The sequence below is a fragment of the Paenibacillus sp. FSL H8-0260 genome (assembly GCF_045040625.1).
Lineage (GTDB): Bacteria > Bacillota > Bacilli > Paenibacillales > Paenibacillaceae > Paenibacillus_AQ > Paenibacillus_AQ odorifer.
Genome location: NZ_CP150298.1, coordinates 4,875,912 through 4,895,071 on the forward strand (window position 1 = coordinate 4,875,912; position 19,160 = coordinate 4,895,071).

Here is a 19,160-nt window from a genome sequence, read left to right on the forward strand (position 1 = left end):
ATACCCTCTTTTTCTATTCGTACAGTGCATCCCTTAACCGAGTTGACATCGTGGAAGCCTGTCCAGTTTTCAGTATTGCTCGACGCAGTGCTTTATTACTCCGATTCAATTCCACCAAATCCGCCATCATTTCTTCCAGCAAGCTTTCAGTGTCACTGGATAAATCTCCATTCTGCTGCAAAAGAGCTAACCGTTCCTTATATTCGTCTAATCTTTCAGTCACACTTATTACTTCCTTTCCCATCTCTTATTACCTCTTATCATACCACATCCAATCAATCGCAATGTTTTCACTGGATACATCCGATCCGAATATGATACTCTAATATGGTCGCATTTTTAAGATATGATCATTGTTTTTACGAAAGGATAGATGGAAGTGGCACAATTGTTTTTCAAATACGGAGCAATGAACAGTGGTAAATCTATTGAGATACTCAAGGTTGCACATAATTATGAAGAGCAGGGGAAATCGGTGCTCATTTTCACTCCATCCATAGACGACCGGGACGAGGTTGGTTTTATTTCTTCTCGTATTGGGCTTCGGAAACAAGCAATCCCCATCGATGAGAACACAGATATTTATAATATCGTCAGCAGTAACCAACCTAAACCACACTGTGTACTTATTGATGAATGTCAATTTCTAAGCAAGGAATGTATTCTCCAGCTAGTGCGTATCGTTGATGAGCTGGGCATTCCGGTAATGGCCTTCGGACTTAAAAATGATTTTCAGAATCAGTTATTTGAAGGCAGCAAATATATGCTGATCTACGCTGATAAAATTGAGGAAATGAAGACGATCTGCTGGTTCTGCGAGCGCAAAGCTACTATGGCTCTACGAGTAGAAAACGGCAAGCCCGTATATAGCGGCAAGCAAATCCAGATTGGTGGCAATGAAGCTTACTATCCGGTATGCCGTAAATGTCACAAGAATCCACCGCTATAGCCGTGTATAAAAAGCATCCCAAAGCCATAAAGGCTATTGGAATGCTTTTTTGATTAAGAAGATATTACCCTAAATATCTTTCTTTAAGAATATTCAAATGATGATGGTCATGTCCAATCATAATGCAGGCCTGAGCTCTCGCAGAAAGAGTAGCCTCGTTAACTATTCCCTTCCTGATCCATGCTTCCTCCGGCAGAGTTTCCATTAGGAGTAATGTCGATTCTCGAACAAGCTTGTAGTGGGCCAGCAATGCTTTTAAAGTGTGCGCTTCGAAATTGGCGGTAAGTACATAGTCTTTCTCTTCAAAACCCGGCAGTGGAGTCGTATCCCCTCTGGCGATGCACAATAAACGGTAGGACATGATTCTTCCGGTATCAGCCAGATGTCCGACCATTTCCTTGATACTCCATTTCTCCGGAGCGTAACGATAGTCCCCTTGTTCTTCCGTAAGATTCGAAATAAAAGTGCAAATCTCATCCGTCTGCTCTCTAAAAATAGTAATGATGTCTCCTTCAGCTGGCACTAAATAGACATATTTTGATAATTCTTTGAGATACTCACTGCTTTCTGGACGTCGATCCATGTCTAAACCCCTCTCATTTTGAATTTTTTTGAAAAAATAGGAGGAAAATTATACTGTAGTTGTTGTATTTTAGCTCATTTTATACGATACTTGCAATAATAGGGTTAGTTAAACTAGAAGTCATCGGGAGTGTCGGCATGCTAGATTTTATTCTTTTTATGATATTTTCAATACTAGAGACTTATGCAATGTTTTTTCTGGCTTTCAAAATCTTCAAAATTGATTTATATCATAAAGAGATGGTGTTTGCTAGTTTTATTATGGGCTTTTGTTCTTATACAATTAGGATCAACTATGGGATGTTTCCATTAGATATTTTCTCACAATATGCACTAATGTTTTGTTTTATGTGGATGTTATTCCGGATTCATCCCTTCTACGCTTCTATATTAACCGGGATGACCTATCAAGCATACTTGGTGATTCAGACCAGTCTTATGTATCTATTAAACTCTGTAATCATCATGCCTCTAAATATCTTGAATCCGATTACCAAAAACATGATTACAATGCAGGTTTTATCAGCATTAACCGCGATTCTCATTGGTAAGTATGTAGGTCATAAACGTATTGGATATGACTTTGTACCTGATAAACCCGATGTAAAAATTAAACCAACGACTAATGAAAAAATATTATTCGCTCTTAATCTTCCTACAATAATTGTCGTTACTTCACTCAACTACTTTTTTGAATCTCGTTTCTTTTTCATAATCCCATTTCTCTATGGAATACTATTATGGGGATATCTATATTTCTCATACAAAAAGGACAGAAATAATTATGAATCATTTATCTCTTAAAATTGTTGAGTTCATTAAGAAAAGTAATCCAGAGCAAACGCATTCTATTGAAATCATGCATTATGCCCTTAGCATTATTATGAATACTTTATTAATTATTATGACTTCGTTATGCATTGGCGGGCTCACTGGACAGCTAAAGGAAACATTCTTAGCCTTATTCAGCTTCATACTCCTAAGAATGTCATCTGGTGGTGTGCATTTAAAATCCGCAAGAGCCTGCAATATTGTATCTATCTTTATCTGTTCACTTATCCCTCATATTACCTATCTAATACATAACTATTTGATTTGGATTAATCTTTTTTCTTTACTTGTAATGATCTTATGTGCTCCGAATCCTGATGCTAATGCTCAAATCCCCAAAGAATGGTATTTGGGTTTAAAGATCATTTCCATAATTCTGGTTTCTTTGAATTTTTGGATCCATTCGTCTGTCATTGGATTGGCATTTTTAGTTCAATCCTTTACAGTTATAATCCCATTACAAAGGAGGTCAATCAGATGAAAAAAACCTTAGCTCGTTATGCTTCTAACCTACTGGGTACTTCTGCTCAAGTTTTTACAAAAATTCTAAAACCAGCAGCTTACAGCCCTGAAATTCCAAAAGAACTGCGCAAGTAATTAAACAAGGATGGGGAAAAGATGCGTGTCTTACAGAAAGACGGTTCCTCTAGTGATATTCTAGAGGAAGATATATTGTATTTCTCGAATTATAAAAATACAATATTCGTCCATACGAAAGAAGGCGAATTTATTCTCCCCACCACGCTTTCCGATCTTTCCGTAGCGTATGAGGGTAAGGGATTCGAACGCCTTGACCGCAGCAATGTCGTCAATATCAACAACATAGAAGGCTATGATCCCGGGCGGAAGATTGTATGCTTTAATCAAGGTACGCAGTTCACTACTGTTTCGGAATCCAATGAACCTCGCCTTAAGAAGTATCTTGCTTCACAAAAGAAAAAACCGTCAGAATAAAATTGAGTTTTTTAATAATCCCGGCATGTTCACGCATGCCGGGATTATTTTATTAAAAATTGAAACTTTTTAGCATTTTCCTCAAATTCGCACATTATGCCATAATAATCCTCAAATGTAAAGATAAATTCGTAGGATGAATGACAGGAGACGGATTCTATTCCAAATGATACCATATAGATAAACCTATAATAAAAACAATTAATGATGGAGGATCATAATGAATTACTATTTTCATCCCTCTCCACGGCCCTCATCTCTGGAATCTATATCTGACGAGGATTTACTAAGAATCTATGAGCTAGCGATTGATGCCCATGCGTTACCGGATTTCATTGAAATTATTAAAGAGATCATGAGAAGTAGAAATCTCATAGATTCTGAAAATATATAACATCCCCTTCCCCATTAAATTCACACTGACGCATGGTACACATTTTTCTTCAGCTTCAACCAACAATAAGCTCCTTAGGTCGCCTTAAGTCAACTACATTAACATAAAAAAGGTAGAGCCTCCGCGGCCCTACCTTTTTTATATGCACATATGATGGTTAATCTGAGATAAAAATAATGCTCTATTCTGTAATTTCTGTTTTGAAAACATTTTCCAATTTGCCGCCGAGTCTTTTCTTCAAGGGAACTTTGATATCTCTGCCCAATTCTTTAAAGAAAGTTTCAACATCACATTTCACATTTTTTGCAGTTGCGATTACCGCACCATCACCAACAATGTTTTGATTCGCTTCAAGAGGAACATCAACTTCGATGTCATACTTTTTGGATAATGTCTTGATGTAACGTGCGAAGATCTCCAGCAATTCCTCGTTATTAAAATTCTCTATAGCGACTTTGCCCTTGCTGGTAAACTTCATGTTAATTTTCATTATTAATATCCCCTTTTCTGTCAAACCATTTTTAGTTGTTAGTTTATGGATCAAGATGAATAGATGGCTGCAAGAAAGGGCAACATTCATTCATTTTTGAGATCATTAGCAAAAGGCATACATTATTTATAAGCACCCTTTATTTGTTGTACTTTAAACTGAGTAAATTCTTTAAGTGCTTGTATGACCTGATCCTGTTCCTCTTCCTTCAGTTCATAAACGCACTCCCGTAGCCACTCGCCAAATAGAAAGGCTTGACGCCCTTTACGGGGGCTCTTTCTTAAGGAGTCGAGGTTACCCTCAAACTTATCGTTCAGGACATCGGTCAGATTGTATTTCTCAATCTTCTCTATTACCATTCCTGCCCCATATTCCGTTTCGTAAACTATAACTTCATTCGAATCAAAGGAAACGTACGATGTTTCTTTCCCTTCCTTCGCTCTGAATTCCTTAAGCTTGTTAAAGGCTGTCTCGTAGATGTAATCTTGAGACTGTTTGAGCTGTGGCAGCTCATATCCTTGCTTCAAGGTCTTGATATATTCAATATCTGGCATATAATCTGCCAAATGGTACATCCGATTCTTCAGATCCGTTCCAAGCGCTTCAATGATCTTGTCCAGATTGTCTTTAAGCGGAATGCTCTCTCCACGTTCGATTTTGCTAAGCTGTGAGTAACTTATACCGCTCTTTTCTTCCAGTCCTCTTAAGGTTAACCCTCTCGTCTTTCTGATGTGCCGAATGAAATTACCCAGCTCATCGGGATAGTTCTCAAAATCATTCATGGGAGTCACCTCCCTACTATCATAACACAACATAACAATTTGTGTTGGCTAATAACAATTATTCCTTGTTTTTACTTGCCTCTGAAGAGTAATTCCCAGTATTCCACGCCCAATATAACCCTATCTTTACAAAATACAGGAAAAAGACTCAGCGCTCGTCTGTAAGGATTTGGAATATGCTCGTTACTCACCTCAGTTTTACTTTCTGCTTAAGCCCCATCCATCTTCTTGGTCTTACCTTCCGCTTTCTGCTCACTTTACACACTTGGCACACTTGGCTCAACTAGCTCACCTTACTCACCTAACTCAACTAGTTCAACTAGTTCAACTAGTTCAACTAGCTCACCTAGCTCACCTTACTCACCTTGCTCCACTTGGCTCACCTGACGCAACTAACTCACCTAACTCACTTGGCTCACCTTAATCACTTGACTCACCTGACTCACCTGACTCACCTTAATCACCTTAATCACTTTACTCACCTAGCTCACTCAATTCTACCTCATAGGACCGAGGAGACCTTATTAAGCTGATTTCAGCCATTCTGCTCATCTATCGGACTCAGATGCAGCTATTCATTAAAATATATTACGATTCCGGGCAAAAGTATGACAATAAGAGCTATGGAGTCCGAAAATTTGGAAAAATGGACCAAAAAGTTAAAATAGCGGCAATACAGTCCGTTACGATCCCAAACCATCGAGGCGTCCGAGCCGAACTTACCAAGTGTGCATCGCCGTTGGCGTACTTTAGCTTTAGCCTGCCTCAGCGAGCGTGCCTTAGCTTTAGCCGTTCCTCAGCGAGCGTACTTTAGCCTGCCTCAGCGAGCGTGCCTTAACTTTCCGCTCTCCATTTTCCGTTCTCCAACCTTTTGTGTCTCACCACCTGTTTTTACTTTTACTCCGCTTTCCCCCTCTGTGTGTTCATGCGTGCGTACCCTGCACATATCCAACTAATCGAATTATCAAAAAAACAGCCAGTCCCCATCAACCTGAGACTGGCCACAATCATTACTCCATAACACTCAGCAGGTTGAGGATCATCTGTGCACTTTCAGCACGTGTTCCGTTTTGGTTCGGTGCAAATTGTCCTTCAGCCCGTCCTTGCATCAAACCAAGTCTGTACACTTCGCTGATTGCCTCTTGAGCCCACTGTGGAGCGTAACCAATATCGTTGAATGCCGAAATGTTACGGCTAGCTACAGATACGTTACTCTTCGCGTAAGCATATGCACGAGCCAGCATTACAGCCATCTCCTGGCGGGAGATTTTCGCCTCCGGTTCAAACTGTGAAGCAGTCTGGCCGTTAATCACTCCAGCTTGTTTGGCTAACCCTACTGCTTCTGCATACCATTTATCTGCAGGTACATCAGCGAAAGCAGGTTCCGCTTGACCTTTCAAGCCAAGCGCACGAACTAACATCGCTGTGAACTCCGCCCGTGTAACCGCACGGTTCGGATCAAATCGGTCCGTAGCAACACCTTGTACAAGTTGTTTTGCCGCAAGCTGCTTCACAGCAAGGTAAGCCCAGTGATCGGACTTCAAATCTTTAAATGTTTTATCAACTTCTAAAACAACGTATTTACTAAAATGACTGACGGCAGCAGATAGATAACCATTCGTCCATGTACTGCTCATATACTCTAATTTACCCACGTCTTCGATAAAATAAATACCGAATAAGCTTCGATCTACATCTGCACCGACCTTATATGAAATCATAATCGGCTCTGCAAACTGTCTTAACGAGAAGGACTGATCATTTTGTGTGAATATGCTAAGCGACCATTCCCGCAGATCACTTTTCGCCCGCAATTGTGCACCCGCAAGTGTACTTGCACGAGTCAACAGGTCCACTGCTGTATTATCAGCTACAGGTTTCAGCCGTAGCGAAATCGTACTCTTGGCAAGAGCCTCAGCTGAGATTAGCTTACTTAGTTCTGCCAGTACTGTAACAGGAATCGTAACGGATAAATCCTGCATAACCACTCTAAGCGGTGCGCGTCCAAGCAGCTCTGCTGCATTGCCTGGCAGAAGTAATTCCGTAATCGCCCCATTAACAGAAACCACAACTTCACCTTGAGCATTCTTGCTCTCTGACAGTTGAGAAGCCGTTATGGTGACTACGCCCGTTTGTGCTGATGCCGACGGAGTTGGTGTAGCGGTTGGCGTTGGTGTCACCGCAGGTCCCGGCTCCCAAACATCTGGCGTTGATGTTGGCTCTGGACTTGGTGTTGGTGTCGGTGTTGGTGTTGGTGTTGGTGTCGGTGTTGGTGTCGGCTCTGGGCTTGGTGTCGTACCCGGCGAGCCCTCAGTCACTATCAGAATATATTCAGTGCTCAAACCGTTATAAACAGCGCTGACTTTTGTTGTACCAGCACTCAATGCATGAAGTTCTCCAGCTTCACTAATCATTGCAATGGAATGATCGGATGTATCAAAGATTACTCCCTCGAACACTTCTTGCTTACTGCCGTCACTATATACCGCCTGAACAACAACGGAGCCTTTACTTCCTTGTTCCAGCGAATCCGGCCCTTCCATCGTTATTTCTGTAAGAATAGGTGCTTCATCATTTGTTACGACAAGGTTATACTCCGAGGCGAACTCCCTATAGGTTACTGAGATCACAGTGGAGCCTTCCTGATGAGCCTCAACTAAACCCTGATCATTGATCGTAGCAATATGCTCATTCGAGCTGGAATAATGAAGTCCATCTAATATTGCGGTACGTTTTCCAGATGCGTAGACAGCTTCTGTTACAGATTGGTCGACTTCTTCCGGTTTAAGCTGTCTCTTTCCCTGAAGCTTAATTGCTTGCAGCCTATCTACAGTTATCGTACTTTCGGCAAAAATATTCGGGTAACCTGCCACTGTGACTCTTATCTTAGCTGTCCCTGGCTTCAATGCAGTAACCAAGCCATTTTCATTTACAGTAACAACTGATTCTGCCGGATCAGGAACGATGGACCAAAGCTTTGTCAGATGATTAGCCTCTTCCGGCCCCACCTTAGCTTGCAATTGCAGGCTAGCCCCAGGCTCAAGCTCTACAGCATTTTGATCCAGCGTAATGGATTCCGGAACCAATTTGCCGATTACTAAACGGTCAATCTCAACCCCGTCTACTGTTCTTGCGGTAACCGTAATCTCGTTCTTCTCAATCTCAACAGCCGTATAGATTTGCTCATCTTCGTCATATATTTTTTCCTGCCAAAAACGTGGTGTCAGCGCATAGAACTTAGGACCCGAGGAACCGCCGATAACATACCGAGTGCCTTCGCCTTCTGCAACCTGTTTACCCTCCTTCATCGGAAAAGTCCGCAAATAGATATGATCATGACCGTTCATGACCAAATCTACGTTGTGCTTATCAAAGACCGGAACCCACTTCGCTTGTACCTGCTCATTCGAATAGATGCTGCCGTACGGTCCTTGATGGAAAAAAATCACCTTCCACTTTTTATCTGTAGCGGAAAGATCCTGATCCAACCACTCGGCCTGTTCAGTGAACGGACTACCTGAATGCTCTGTATTCATAACCACAAAGTGCGTATCCTTAATATCAAAAGAATAATTCGTACCTTTTACGCTCGCCGCACCGTTTTGCGGGTTATTGAATTGCGCCAGATAATCCCCATCTCCATTGGTTCCCATCACTTCATGGTTCCCGATAATCGGAACAAGTGTGGTATTCATCAGCTGCTTTTGAGCTGCATCAAACCACCAGTTCCACTGCTCTTGTTCAAAGCCCTTATCCACCATATCTCCAGCATGAACCAGCATTTCCGCATCCGGCATATACGCGTAAGCCGCTTCAATCGTATCTCCCCAAAGACCAAAACCAGCCTTAGAATCTGCTTGGGAATCTCCGATAAACAGGAATTTTGTAGAAGTGTCCTCACCACCACTTGTAACAAAAGCTCCTTGCTCACTTACATTTGACTCGCCATCACCCGCACGATATACATATTCCGTTCCGGGGGTAAGCGCAGTGGCCTCCGCTTTATGAACTCGCATCGTTCCGTCATTGTTGGTGTTGTAAATTGAACTGCTGCCGGTAATTTTTATTACATTCGCAGCTTGAAAGCTTGTAAACTCCGCTTTTTTCACAAGTTCTACTACAGTATCCATGGTCAACGGTTCTGTCTGCCAAGTAAACTGGCGAGAAGTTGCTGCATCTTGGCCCATCGTAACATTAACATTACGCGGAGCTGCAGTAGCGTCATTTAGAGCAACCTTGAACGTCATTACAGGACTATAGGTATTTCCTTTTACCGCCTGCAATTTAAAAGTTCCTTCTGCTGAAGTGACAAAGTCAGTAGTTAGTGTTCCACTTGCCCCTGAAGCAACACCTTGTACCTCCACTCCATCGAACAGCAGCTTTGCTCCTTCAACGACACTTCCATTCAAATCTTTTACCGCAAAAGATGCATCAAAGCCCTTCGCAAGATCATAATGGTTCCAAGTGAGCATCAACTGTGTCTTCACAACAGATTCAACAGCCGCTCCAATAAAAGAAATAGGAACCCCAGTACCCTCTGTAGAAGTTACCGATCCGGATGTATTTTCAATTACAAAAGCTTTGCTAATATCTCCAGCCAACTGCTCCTGAGTGTAGGGACCCACAAAATCATTTCGAACTGTATATTGAATTTGCCCGATGAGATCCGTATCTCCCAGATTGGAAGAATTGATATTCGTTAAGTTAAGACGCACAGTGCCCAATGCCGGATCAATGATGGACTCCACTTGCGTTTCTGATACCTTATTCCCCCGAATTACCTGCAAATCTTTAACTGCAGCCGGATTAAAAGCAAACGTAAGATGTCCTTCCTTCAGCTTGCTCGCTTTCTCTGCCGTTACGTCCAAAGTGTAAGTGTTGCCGGCATATACTACTTCTGGTGTTTTGTACACATAGAACGGAGAGCCCAAATTTACTGTAAAATACCATTCTTTTATCGTCTGGTTACCGCTTAAATCGCGAATGGCAACTTTTACTTTATGACGGCCTTCTGTCAGTGGAACCTTTGGTTTATAAGTAATCTGACCTTTTGGAGGATAAAAGCCATGCTCCACTAATTGATCGTCCACATATACTCGTATTTTGTCAGGATCGATTAAGGTCGTTCCCGGATGCACCACTGGATCATAACCATCATCCTCACCATTGACGGAAAGGGTCGGTGTAGCTGTTTTGACAATTTCGTTCACGCCAGGATATGCATCTTTAAGAATAGGAGGTATTCTGTCCTCCTCTAGCGGGCCATAAATGGCACGAATATCATCAACGTAAATAGCTCCCGCACTCTTATTAAGATTGCTTGTCTCCATATAGCGGACAGGCATATCCATCGTTAACGGGGTGGTTTTCCCCTTAGGAACGGATACTTCGACGTATTTCCACCCCGTCCAGTTCACACCATTTACCTGATCAGTAAAATCCACAGGCACTGCCGCATTATTGCCATCCCGAATCTGTCCCCGCAGCCAGTGCTTTTTGCCATCTCCGTAGATCCACATACTGATCTTTTCAGGATACCCCGGAATCTGAATCCGATTGGCGGTTGAGCTTGCGGCTAAATAAGCACCGGATGTGCCTGTTTTATTAACAAAATCATATTCCAGCTTCAAGGCTTTGTCCCCGTTGCGGACAAAATCCAGATCCGACACTTCCTGAATCGCCACGCTGTTAGCTGCTGCACTAGAGGCTATATATTTATCAATGCCATTCTCAAAATCCTCCAGCATTACAGGCGGTAACCCCACATTTACTTCAAAAGAGGTCTCAACGTCCCTGTATTTAGCATAAATCTTTCCGTTTTTCCCGTTCTCACTCGTCGCCTGAAACAGACCCTTCTCGTCCACGGTTCCGATCTCGCCCTCAACCCGCCATTCGAAGCTAGGGTTGTCAGCTTGAATCACTTGTCCATTACGTAGCGCCTTCACAGTTAATTGTGCAGCAGCACCTGAAGAATAAGTTTTGATCTCATCAGGAAACCTAAGCTCTGTAAGCTTATCTACAACCTCAATTTCAGCACTGCCTTTGACTGCGCCAGCCTCTACAATTACAGTTCCTGTGCCGGCAGTGATTCCTCCGGTGAAGACTCCGTTCGCATCGACAGTACCAAGGTTAGCGTCCACCTGCCAATTCAGCGTACCCGAATAAGGCGCCGGATGACCGTTCTCGTCCACTCCTGCCGCTTTGAATATAAAGCTGGAGCCTTGCAAAATACGTTCCGTATTCGGCTGCACAACCAGCTTAGAAGCCGAAGGTTGCTCAGGGGCTGTATTGACAAGCAATAAACCGTTACCAGTTTTACGCTCGTAACCATCTGAGCCCTGATTCATCATTCGGACACCAGATGTACCCGGCATTCTGGCCACAAAAGTAGAAGAACCGCCACCATCCAGATTCATGGCGTTCACTACGCCCATACCCTTCAGAATGTTGCCAAGCTCATCGGTATCTACGCCCTCACTAAAACCTGGAGATCTTCCATCCACTTCGAATAGAACGAGACTTCCGTCCGCTTTTGTCCCAATGGCTGTCCGCGGATGAATTCCTAAAGGCCCTACACCTTGTTGAACTACTCCGTCTTTTACCAGCGGCCCTTCGCCGCCAATGGCTACCTTCACATCATTCCATTCTCCGCTGAGCGCAAAGCTGGCAGTAACGTTATCGCCAACCGATAACCCTTGCAGAACAGCACTGGACGTACCCTGGGCAGATAAAACCACTTTTCCTTGGGAAAGCGGCGTATTGCCTTGATTGTTGCGGATTTCAGATACCTTCAGCTTCAAGGTCTGGCCGCTTTTCACTTCTCCCTCGACAATATCTAGAACAACCTCGTCACCCTCATTGGTTGACTTTGTAGTTGTATTATAATCTTCCGTATAAAGAACCAGCTCATTTGTATTTCGGTATCGGTTGATGCTAGTCAGATTGGTTGTTTTTCCATTTATCGTCACGTTTTTGGTCAGCTTCGGCACCCCATAAATCGAGCTGCCATCTTCTTTTAAACCGAAAGTAAAAGCTGAAATCGAACTGTTCAGGATTACACCCTCATCCATAAATAACCCATTAGGAACACCCGTAGCAAAACCGGAGATTTCATAGAAATCACCATTGATTCCTGCGATCACTCGGTTTCTAGGTGAATCCGCATACGTGGCCATTTCTGTAACGCCCTTCATACCGTATACCTTTCCATCCTTCGTTCCTGCCCGCAGCTCCAAATTTCCTTGTTGCGGGTTGAACTCCACTGCATGTATCTTTTGTAAACCACGTTCATTCTGGAGATCCATCCAGGTATACATCGCCCCAGTTGCAAGCTCTGTTTGGCGAACATCAATAACGGTTCCGTAGTCTGTTGCTGGTAAATCAGTGATGGAAGCGTGAACAATTGCCCCCGGTTGTAACAACGAAATCAACAAAACAAAGATAACAACAACATTAATTTGCCTTAGATACCTTCTCACTGTGTTGACATCCTCCCCACTTGGCTGTCCTAATATCGATCTGAGCTTGGACAACATCATAGGGTTAATATTAACTAGGTAGCGTAAAGGTTAGATAAAATTTACCAAGGCATACTGTTAACTTCGTCTAATCATTTCATCAAATTCATGCTTTAGCCTGTTGATAAATCTTCGGGCGGTCTGGGAGGTCTGTTTTGAAGCAGAGACAATAGCTCCTGAATATTTCGCACGGGTATCTGGTGATCGTAACTCGATGGTTTTCATGAAGGCAGAAGTCATCTCTGATATTTTAAGAAACGAATAATCCAGACCAATTGTGATGGCCAGTCCTTCTGCAACTGCATTCTCAATCGCCCGTGTGTTGTTACTTACAAAAAGCAAATTGATCGGCCCATAGCCAGATAAATATCGCTCTACATAGTCCTTAATGTAAGGATCATCGTATAAAACTAACGTCTGCCCCACTAACTGATCCGGTGTAAGGATTGAATTCAGGGCTAGCGGTGACTGTGGATGTACACCAACTACAATTTTTCCTTCCATTAACCGTTCAAACTTAACCCCCTTATATGTGTCAGGCATTCCCTCCGGTGAGACCATAAGTCCAATGTCCATTTCATCCTGAAGTACATTATCCAGAATTTCTTTGGGTCCTTTTTCAAAAATCTCTATTTTCACATTTGGAAAATCTGCCTTAAAACTAGAGATTACCTTCACCATCAGATGCATGGGTCCAGGTATCGTAGCAATTTTCAAATGACCACTTAACGTATCGCTGTAAATCTGTGCTTCTTCTTTTAATTCATTTACTTTCATCAGGACTTCATTTGCTTTGCTAATAATGGCATTTCCTTCTGCTGTGGGAACCGCCTTTTGCCCGCGCGAACGGATGAACAAAGTAACTCCCAGCTCAGCCTCCAGCATGGTAATGGACTGACTCATTGCGGATAGAGTGATATGACGATTCTGAGCTGCTTTGGTTAAAGAACCAATCTTTGCGACTTCTACAATATTCTCGCATTGCTCCAAATTCATTTGAATCACCCCTTAAGTTAATCTTTACTTAATAACTATTAAATTTACTTAAATTTTAATTAATTTAGACAAGTGTTACAATGTAAATAAGTTAGTAAGTAACCATTTTTACTATATCAACTTTCATTTCTAGTATAACTATATTTCTTGAGGAGGAAACTCAAATGACAGACAAAAGAGTAGCCGTAATAACAGGTGGAGCCAGTGGAATCGGGAAACAAACCGCCATTAAATTTGCAAGTAAAGGTGATCAAGTTGTCGTTGCCGATTTCAATCAACAATTAGGTGAAGAAACGGTAGCACAAATTATTAAAGAGGGTGGCGAAGCAATTTTCGTCAAAACAGATGTTTCCAAATATGAAGATGTCGAAGCGCTGGTTCAAAAAACTGTAGATACTTATGGAAGAATTGACGTTATGTTCAACAATGCCGGGATCGGCCGCGTCACTCCTGTACTAGACCAAGACCTTAAGGATTATCACAGTGTCATTAATGTCAATCAGCATGGTGTAGCCCATGGGATTATCGCTGCTGGTAAAAAAATGCGTGAGCTCGGCATCAAAGGTGTGATCATCAATACAGCTTCTGTATTTGGATTCCTAGCTTCCCCAGGTACATTCGCATATCACGCTTCCAAAGGTGCGGTCATTATGATGACTAAATCCGCAGCACTTGAACTTTCGGTTCATGGCATCCGCGTGCTTGCCGTTGCTCCAGGCGCTGTAGATACGCCAATTATCCAAGGATATAAAGATCAAGGAATGGTTGACCAAATGAAGAGCAAAGTAATGGGTAACAAACTAACATTACCTGAACAAGTTGCAGACACTGTATACTTGCTCTCCTTACCAGAAGCTAGTGCAATTAACGGTAGTGTTGTAATGGCTGATGAAGGTTATGCTTCATTTAAATAAAGTTTAGGGTGAAAAAAATCCAAGGCTTCCCTCGAGGGAGGTCCTTGGATTTTTTTAAAGTATTCAATAGATACACCCTACTCCCAAGTCCTCTGTTCATTAATCTTCAGCTTACGTTTAAACGCCTGCTCCAGATCAATACCAAGTTTATTGGCCAGATCAAAAATATTCCACACCACATCGTACATCTCGTATCCCAAGTTTTCTTTCCGCTCCGCATCTGGATGAAAAGATACCGACAAAACCTCTTTGGATAACTCCCCAACCTCAGTCATTAAGTACAGCATTCTCTGCTCAATGGTGCTGGTATCAAACCCTTTGATTTCACTGAACTCCTTAACATACTGTTGAAACTCTGCTGCATTCATTTCCTTACGCCTCGCTTTTTGGTATAAAGTTATGTAAAGTAATTATTCCTGCGTATTTACCAATTATCATCCTTTTGATCTAAGAATACAAACTCTCCAAGACTTTGCTGTTTATTAGACAAGAACGCTCTCACAATGCCATAAAAAAGAAGCGATTCCTCATTTATCGAAGAATCGCTTCTTTGCATTTTGCTCACTATAGTGATACCTCAATAGCCAACTCGGTACAATCTGAATAGATCCACTCCGATGATCACCTTATTTACCAGCCCCTACTTCAGCCACTCTACGATTCTGGAAATGACGGATATCCGGACGCTCCAATCCTAGATGTTCACGAAGGGTACTCCCCGTATACTCAGTACGGAACAAGCCGCGTGCTTGCAAGATGGGCACAACATGATCCACGAATTCATCCAAGTTGCCCGGCAGTACTGGTGGCATAATATTAAATCCATCGCAGCCGTACTCTTCGAACCACAATTGCATTAAATCTGCCAATTGTTCATAGGTTCCAACAAACTGCATATGTCCTCGTGCACCAAGCAAACGGCGGCCTAATTCTAATATCGATAATTTGTCCTTACGAGCCATATCCATAATCAGCTGAACCCGGCTTTTCATTCCATTTGATGCTTCTACTGGATCAGGAATCTCAGGCAGCTGTCCATCTACTGGGTATTCGGACAGGTCAAACCTCAACATGCCAGACAACATACCAACAACAGCGGCAGGAGGAATCAACTCCTGCAGTTCTTTATATTTACTTTGGGCTTCCTCTTCGGTCGCTCCAATGATCGGAGATAAGCCCGGCATAATTTTTAAGCTACCACGTTCACGGCCATAATCTGCTAATTTGGAATTGACGCTTTCATAGAAGGCCTTAGCCGCTTCAAGCGACTGCTGTGCCGTAAAGATCACCTCTCCAAAACTAGCTGCAAAATCTTGTCCTGGACCAGAAGATCCGGCTTGAATAAGTACAGGATACCCTTGAGGTGAGCGAGGAACATTGAGGGTTCCTTTTGTAGAATACCACTCCCCTTTGTATTCCACTTCTTTGATCTTCTTCGCGTCAGCAAATTGTCCCTCTTCGCGGTTGACGATTAAAGAGTCATCCTCCCAGCTGTCCCAGAGAAGCGTTGCCACCTCAACAAATTCACGTGCCATTTTATACCGAAGTCCGTGCTCTGGATGCTCCGGCTTCCCATAGTTATAAGCTTCCACATCAAGCTGAGAGGTGACAATATTCCAACCCGCTCGGCCTTCACTAATATGATCTAAAGAAGCAAATTTGCGAGCCACATTATAAGGTTCGTTATACGTGGTCGATACGGTAGCCGTTAATCCGAGTTTTTCTGTTTCTGTCGAAAGGGCTGACAACAGCGTCAATGGGTCCAGCATACCCGAAGCTGCTTGATCCGCACCCATCACATACAACAAATCCGCCAAAAACATCATATCGAACTTCCCACGCTCGGCGGTTTTTGCCAATTCGCGATAAAATTTATAATTGAAGATCTTATCCGCTCCCGATTCCGGATGACGCCAGCCATAATGATGATGTCCTGAATAATAAATAAATGCACCTAAATGTAGCTGATCTTTTCTGGTTCCCATAATGACCCTGCCTTTCGAATTCTAGAGTTCGTTAACCTTTGAATGTATCACGCCAATGCAGCCATCTTCTCTCCAGCAATCGAATTGCGGAATCCGAAAGTTTTCCTATCACTGCAAAGATTGAAATTCCAACGAATACTATATCTGTTTGCGAATAAGCTCTGGCATCCTGAATCATATAGCCTATCCCCGCACTTGTTCCCATCATCTCCGCTACGACGAGTACAAGCCACGATGCACCAAGTGATAAGCGAATACCAAGTAGAATATTAGGCATTGCAGCCGGAATAATCATTTTGCTAAGCAGCTGCCATCTTGTATATTGGAAAATACGCGATACTTCAACAAGCTTGATATCAACATTACGAATTCCTAGGAAAGTGTTCAGATAAACTGGAAAAAAAGCACCTAATGAAATCATTAGTATTTTAGAAAATTCACCTACACCAAACCACAAAATGAATAACGGAATAAGGGCAAGTAATGGAATCGTTCGAAGCATCTGTAAAGATGGATCCAGTGTACGCTCTACCAACTTCCCAAGTCCTGTAGATAAGCCAAGCAGCAGTCCAGTAGCAGATCCCAATAAAAAGCCAAGCCCTGCCCGATAGGCGCTAATCCCCAGATGTCGAAACAGCTCACCGCTAGCTATTAAAGAAAAGAACTGCGCAATAATGGTAGATGGAGCAGGCAATGTCGTCGCAGAGACTAGATGGAGCGCAGCTGCCACTTCCCAAATCACCACTAGAGCTAGAGGTACAATCCAACCATGCAGTTTTTTTGGAATCCAGCTTAAACCATCATCATGACGCTCTATTTTATTACTGGATAGGTGATTGCTCATGATCCTTTATCTCCTCTATAACTGTCCTGCCATCTTAGCAATCTCGATTCCAACAGCTTCACTAATGAATCTGACAGTTTACCTACTACAGCAAACACGATGATCCCAACAAATACCACTGTGGTCAAAGAAAACGATCGCGCGTCATTGATTAGATAGCCAACACCTGAGCTAGAGCCCATCATCTCCGCTACGACAAGTCCAAGCCAAGCTATGCCCACAGACAAACGGATACCTAAAAAGATGTTGGGCAGTGAGGCTGGAATTATTAACTTACTCACCATCTGCCATTTACTGAATTGCAGTACTCTCCCAACATCAAACAACTTGTTGTCCACCGAACGGATTCCTAGAAATGTGTTCACGTATAATGGGAAAAATGAACCTTTGGCAATCAACAATATTTTTGAGGTTTCACCGAATCCGAACCACAAAATAAATAGTGGAGCGATTGCTAAATGGGGCAGCGTGCGCAGCATTTGCAGCGACGGATCCAGCAAACGTTCTGTTTTGTATGAGAAGCCTACCCACAAACCAGCCGCTAAGCCAAGCCCTCCCCCAATTAAGAAACCAAGCAGTGCCCGCCAAGCGGATATGCCTAAATGTTTCGCCAACTCACCGGACGCGGTCAAGCTAACCAGTTCCCGCCATATTTCACTTGGCCTTGGCAGCAATATAGGATTTAACTTTCCCATCGCTCCGGCTATCTCCCAAATCAGGAGTAAAGCAATTGGTAAGATAAGTCCAAGCAATACATTCGTCGTTTGGATGGAAAGTCCGCGCTTCTTTACTGGATTCTTCTTATGAATTAGTGGCGAAATCACAGCTTTTTCAGCACTGAATTGCATGTAAACAACCTCTTTTCTACATCTGTGGTTTCATCCGTTACTTCAAAGGTTCCTTCAGTGCTGCTTCAATATATTGATTGTCTGTTATTTTAGAAACTTCAATCTCTTTACGGATGTTCTTAATATTAAATTGAAAATCGGCTGTCTTCTGCAATTCTTCAACAACAGCATCACTAATTGGAATGTTGATCATCTGGGAACGTTCAAACGTACCTTCGATTACCGCTGCCGGAATGTTCCGCTCAGCTGCATATCTTTCAGTCGCTTCAGCGCGATTATCTGTCTCCCAAGCTATAGCTTTGTTGGTTACTTTTAAATAAAGCGTAACTAGTTCTGGATATTTCTCTGCGAACGCTGAACGGGAGATCACAAAAGAAGGAGATAAGACACCCAATTGCTCACCATCCGTCAAAACCTTCCCTTTACCGGCCAATGCATTTAGAGTAATATATGGATCCCATGTAGCCCATGCATCAACGCCACCGGTTTCAAATGCAGGTTGTGCTTCATCAGGCTGCAACTGGATAATCTCAAAATCTGCTTCTTTAAGACCTGATTCCTCAATACCGCGATATAGAAAGTTGTAAGCATTGCTGCCTTTTGTAACAGCTATCTTCTTGCCTTTCAGATCCTCCAGTTTCTGAGCAGTACTACTACCAGGTACAAGAAGAGCAACGTTATTCGTACCTTCTAATACTTGTGAGATAATCTTAATAGGAATGCCCGCAGCTTGGGCTGCGATCACCGGCATGTTGCCAAGAGTCGCTATGTCCAACTTATTAGAAGCGATCGCCTCTGTCATTGGGGGCCCACTTTGAAATTCCGTCCATTCTACTTTTACGCCCAGCTTATCAAATTCTTGCTCATACCATTTTTCCTCACGGGCCTTACCAAACATCCCACCGCTGCCCTGCACGCCAATCTTAATGGTCACACCTTCATATTTATTGGCCTCGTTCTTTCCCGCACTCTTTTCATTCGATGCACAACCCGTTGCAAATACAGTCAAAACAAGCATAACAAGTAGTGAATTACGAAATAATTTCATGGATCATTTCTCCCCTTTTTATAAAA

General features: G+C 42.7%; 18 protein-coding genes. 7 read left to right on the forward strand and 11 right to left on the reverse strand.

Annotated features, from left to right (window positions below; all coding sequences use genetic code 11):
• Window positions 1–13: 13 nt before the first annotated feature.
• The gene (locus MHI51_RS21765; RefSeq protein WP_036676022.1) at window positions 14–244 is read right to left on the reverse strand and encodes a hypothetical protein; all 231 of its coding nucleotides are present in this window, start codon (window positions 242–244) and stop codon (window positions 14–16) included.
• 135 nt (window positions 245–379) lie between these two features.
• Here MHI51_RS21765 and MHI51_RS21770 point away from each other — a divergent pair, with 135 nt between their 5' ends.
• Window positions 380–949 carry a thymidine kinase gene (locus MHI51_RS21770; RefSeq protein ID WP_036676019.1) on the forward strand — a complete coding sequence of 190 codons (570 nt, stop codon included), beginning with the start codon at window positions 380–382 and terminating at the stop codon, window positions 947–949.
• Window positions 950–1,013: 64 nt separating this feature from the next.
• On the opposite strand, the gene MHI51_RS21775 is transcribed toward MHI51_RS21770, so the two are convergent.
• Window positions 1,014–1,532 (reverse strand): DinB family protein, encoded by a 519-nt coding sequence (locus MHI51_RS21775; protein WP_076277663.1) that lies wholly within the window; start codon window positions 1,530–1,532, stop codon window positions 1,014–1,016.
• 137 nt (window positions 1,533–1,669) lie between these two features.
• On the opposite strand from MHI51_RS21775, the gene MHI51_RS21780 reads away from it, so the two are divergent.
• From MHI51_RS21780 to sda, 5 genes are all read left to right on the forward strand, one after another.
• Window positions 1,670–2,335 (forward strand): hypothetical protein, encoded by a 666-nt coding sequence (locus MHI51_RS21780; protein WP_179087045.1) that lies wholly within the window; start codon window positions 1,670–1,672, stop codon window positions 2,333–2,335.
• Window positions 2,316–2,843: an accessory gene regulator B family protein gene (locus tag MHI51_RS21785; protein ID WP_179087046.1), complete on the forward strand. Its 528-nt coding sequence runs from the start codon at window positions 2,316–2,318 to the stop codon at window positions 2,841–2,843. The genes MHI51_RS21780 and MHI51_RS21785 overlap by 20 nt, the downstream gene beginning before the upstream one ends.
• Complete coding sequence (locus MHI51_RS21790; protein WP_139329854.1) at window positions 2,840–2,959, forward strand: cyclic lactone autoinducer peptide; 120 nt, start codon at window positions 2,840–2,842, stop codon at window positions 2,957–2,959. Before MHI51_RS21785 ends, MHI51_RS21790 begins: the two co-directional genes overlap by 4 nt.
• A 21-nt stretch (window positions 2,960–2,980) precedes the next feature.
• Complete coding sequence (locus tag MHI51_RS21795) at window positions 2,981–3,316, forward strand: LytTR family DNA-binding domain-containing protein (protein WP_036676016.1); 336 nt, start codon at window positions 2,981–2,983, stop codon at window positions 3,314–3,316.
• A gap of 220 nt (window positions 3,317–3,536) precedes the next feature.
• Window positions 3,537–3,710 carry a sporulation histidine kinase inhibitor Sda gene (gene sda / locus MHI51_RS21800; protein WP_081383395.1) on the forward strand — a complete coding sequence of 58 codons (174 nt, stop codon included), beginning with the start codon at window positions 3,537–3,539 and terminating at the stop codon, window positions 3,708–3,710.
• Between the two features lie 181 nt (window positions 3,711–3,891).
• Here the strand turns inward: sda and MHI51_RS21805 are convergent, their stop codons facing one another.
• The 4 genes from MHI51_RS21805 to MHI51_RS21820 form a co-directional block, all read right to left on the reverse strand.
• A complete protein-coding gene (locus MHI51_RS21805) occupies window positions 3,892–4,200 on the reverse strand; it encodes a hypothetical protein (RefSeq protein ID WP_036676014.1) in 309 nt (102 codons plus the stop codon).
• Window positions 4,201–4,322: 122 nt separating this feature from the next.
• Window positions 4,323–4,982 carry a helix-turn-helix domain-containing protein gene (locus tag MHI51_RS21810; protein WP_036676012.1) on the reverse strand — a complete coding sequence of 220 codons (660 nt, stop codon included), beginning with the start codon at window positions 4,980–4,982 and terminating at the stop codon, window positions 4,323–4,325.
• A 1,010-nt stretch (window positions 4,983–5,992) separates the two neighbouring features.
• A complete protein-coding gene (locus MHI51_RS21815; RefSeq protein ID WP_405173254.1) occupies window positions 5,993–12,460 on the reverse strand; it encodes an S-layer homology domain-containing protein in 6,468 nt (2,155 codons plus the stop codon).
• A 117-nt stretch (window positions 12,461–12,577) separates the two neighbouring features.
• Window positions 12,578–13,495, reverse strand: coding sequence for a LysR family transcriptional regulator (locus MHI51_RS21820; RefSeq protein WP_076220765.1), 918 nt, complete (start codon window positions 13,493–13,495; stop codon window positions 12,578–12,580).
• A gap of 164 nt (window positions 13,496–13,659) precedes the next feature.
• On the opposite strand from MHI51_RS21820, the gene MHI51_RS21825 reads away from it, so the two are divergent.
• Window positions 13,660–14,409, forward strand: coding sequence for an SDR family NAD(P)-dependent oxidoreductase (locus MHI51_RS21825; protein ID WP_076129478.1), 750 nt, complete (start codon window positions 13,660–13,662; stop codon window positions 14,407–14,409).
• 77 nt (window positions 14,410–14,486) lie between these two features.
• Here MHI51_RS21825 and MHI51_RS21830 read toward each other — a convergent pair whose 3' ends face one another.
• From MHI51_RS21830 to MHI51_RS21850, 5 genes are all read right to left on the reverse strand, one after another.
• On the reverse strand, window positions 14,487–14,777 hold the full coding sequence (locus MHI51_RS21830) for a MazG nucleotide pyrophosphohydrolase domain-containing protein (RefSeq protein ID WP_076220766.1): 291 nt from the start codon (window positions 14,775–14,777) through the stop codon (window positions 14,487–14,489).
• 258 nt (window positions 14,778–15,035) lie between these two features.
• A complete protein-coding gene (locus MHI51_RS21835) occupies window positions 15,036–16,394 on the reverse strand; it encodes an LLM class flavin-dependent oxidoreductase (RefSeq protein ID WP_076277666.1) in 1,359 nt (452 codons plus the stop codon).
• Window positions 16,395–16,425: 31 nt separating this feature from the next.
• Window positions 16,426–17,238 carry an ABC transporter permease gene (locus MHI51_RS21840; RefSeq protein ID WP_076129474.1) on the reverse strand — a complete coding sequence of 271 codons (813 nt, stop codon included), beginning with the start codon at window positions 17,236–17,238 and terminating at the stop codon, window positions 16,426–16,428.
• A complete protein-coding gene (locus MHI51_RS21845; protein WP_076129473.1) occupies window positions 17,235–18,086 on the reverse strand; it encodes an ABC transporter permease in 852 nt (283 codons plus the stop codon). The genes MHI51_RS21840 and MHI51_RS21845 overlap by 4 nt, the downstream gene beginning before the upstream one ends.
• 37 nt (window positions 18,087–18,123) lie before the next feature.
• A complete protein-coding gene (locus tag MHI51_RS21850) occupies window positions 18,124–19,134 on the reverse strand; it encodes an aliphatic sulfonate ABC transporter substrate-binding protein (protein WP_405173255.1) in 1,011 nt (336 codons plus the stop codon).
• Between the last annotated feature and the right edge of the window lie 26 nt (window positions 19,135–19,160).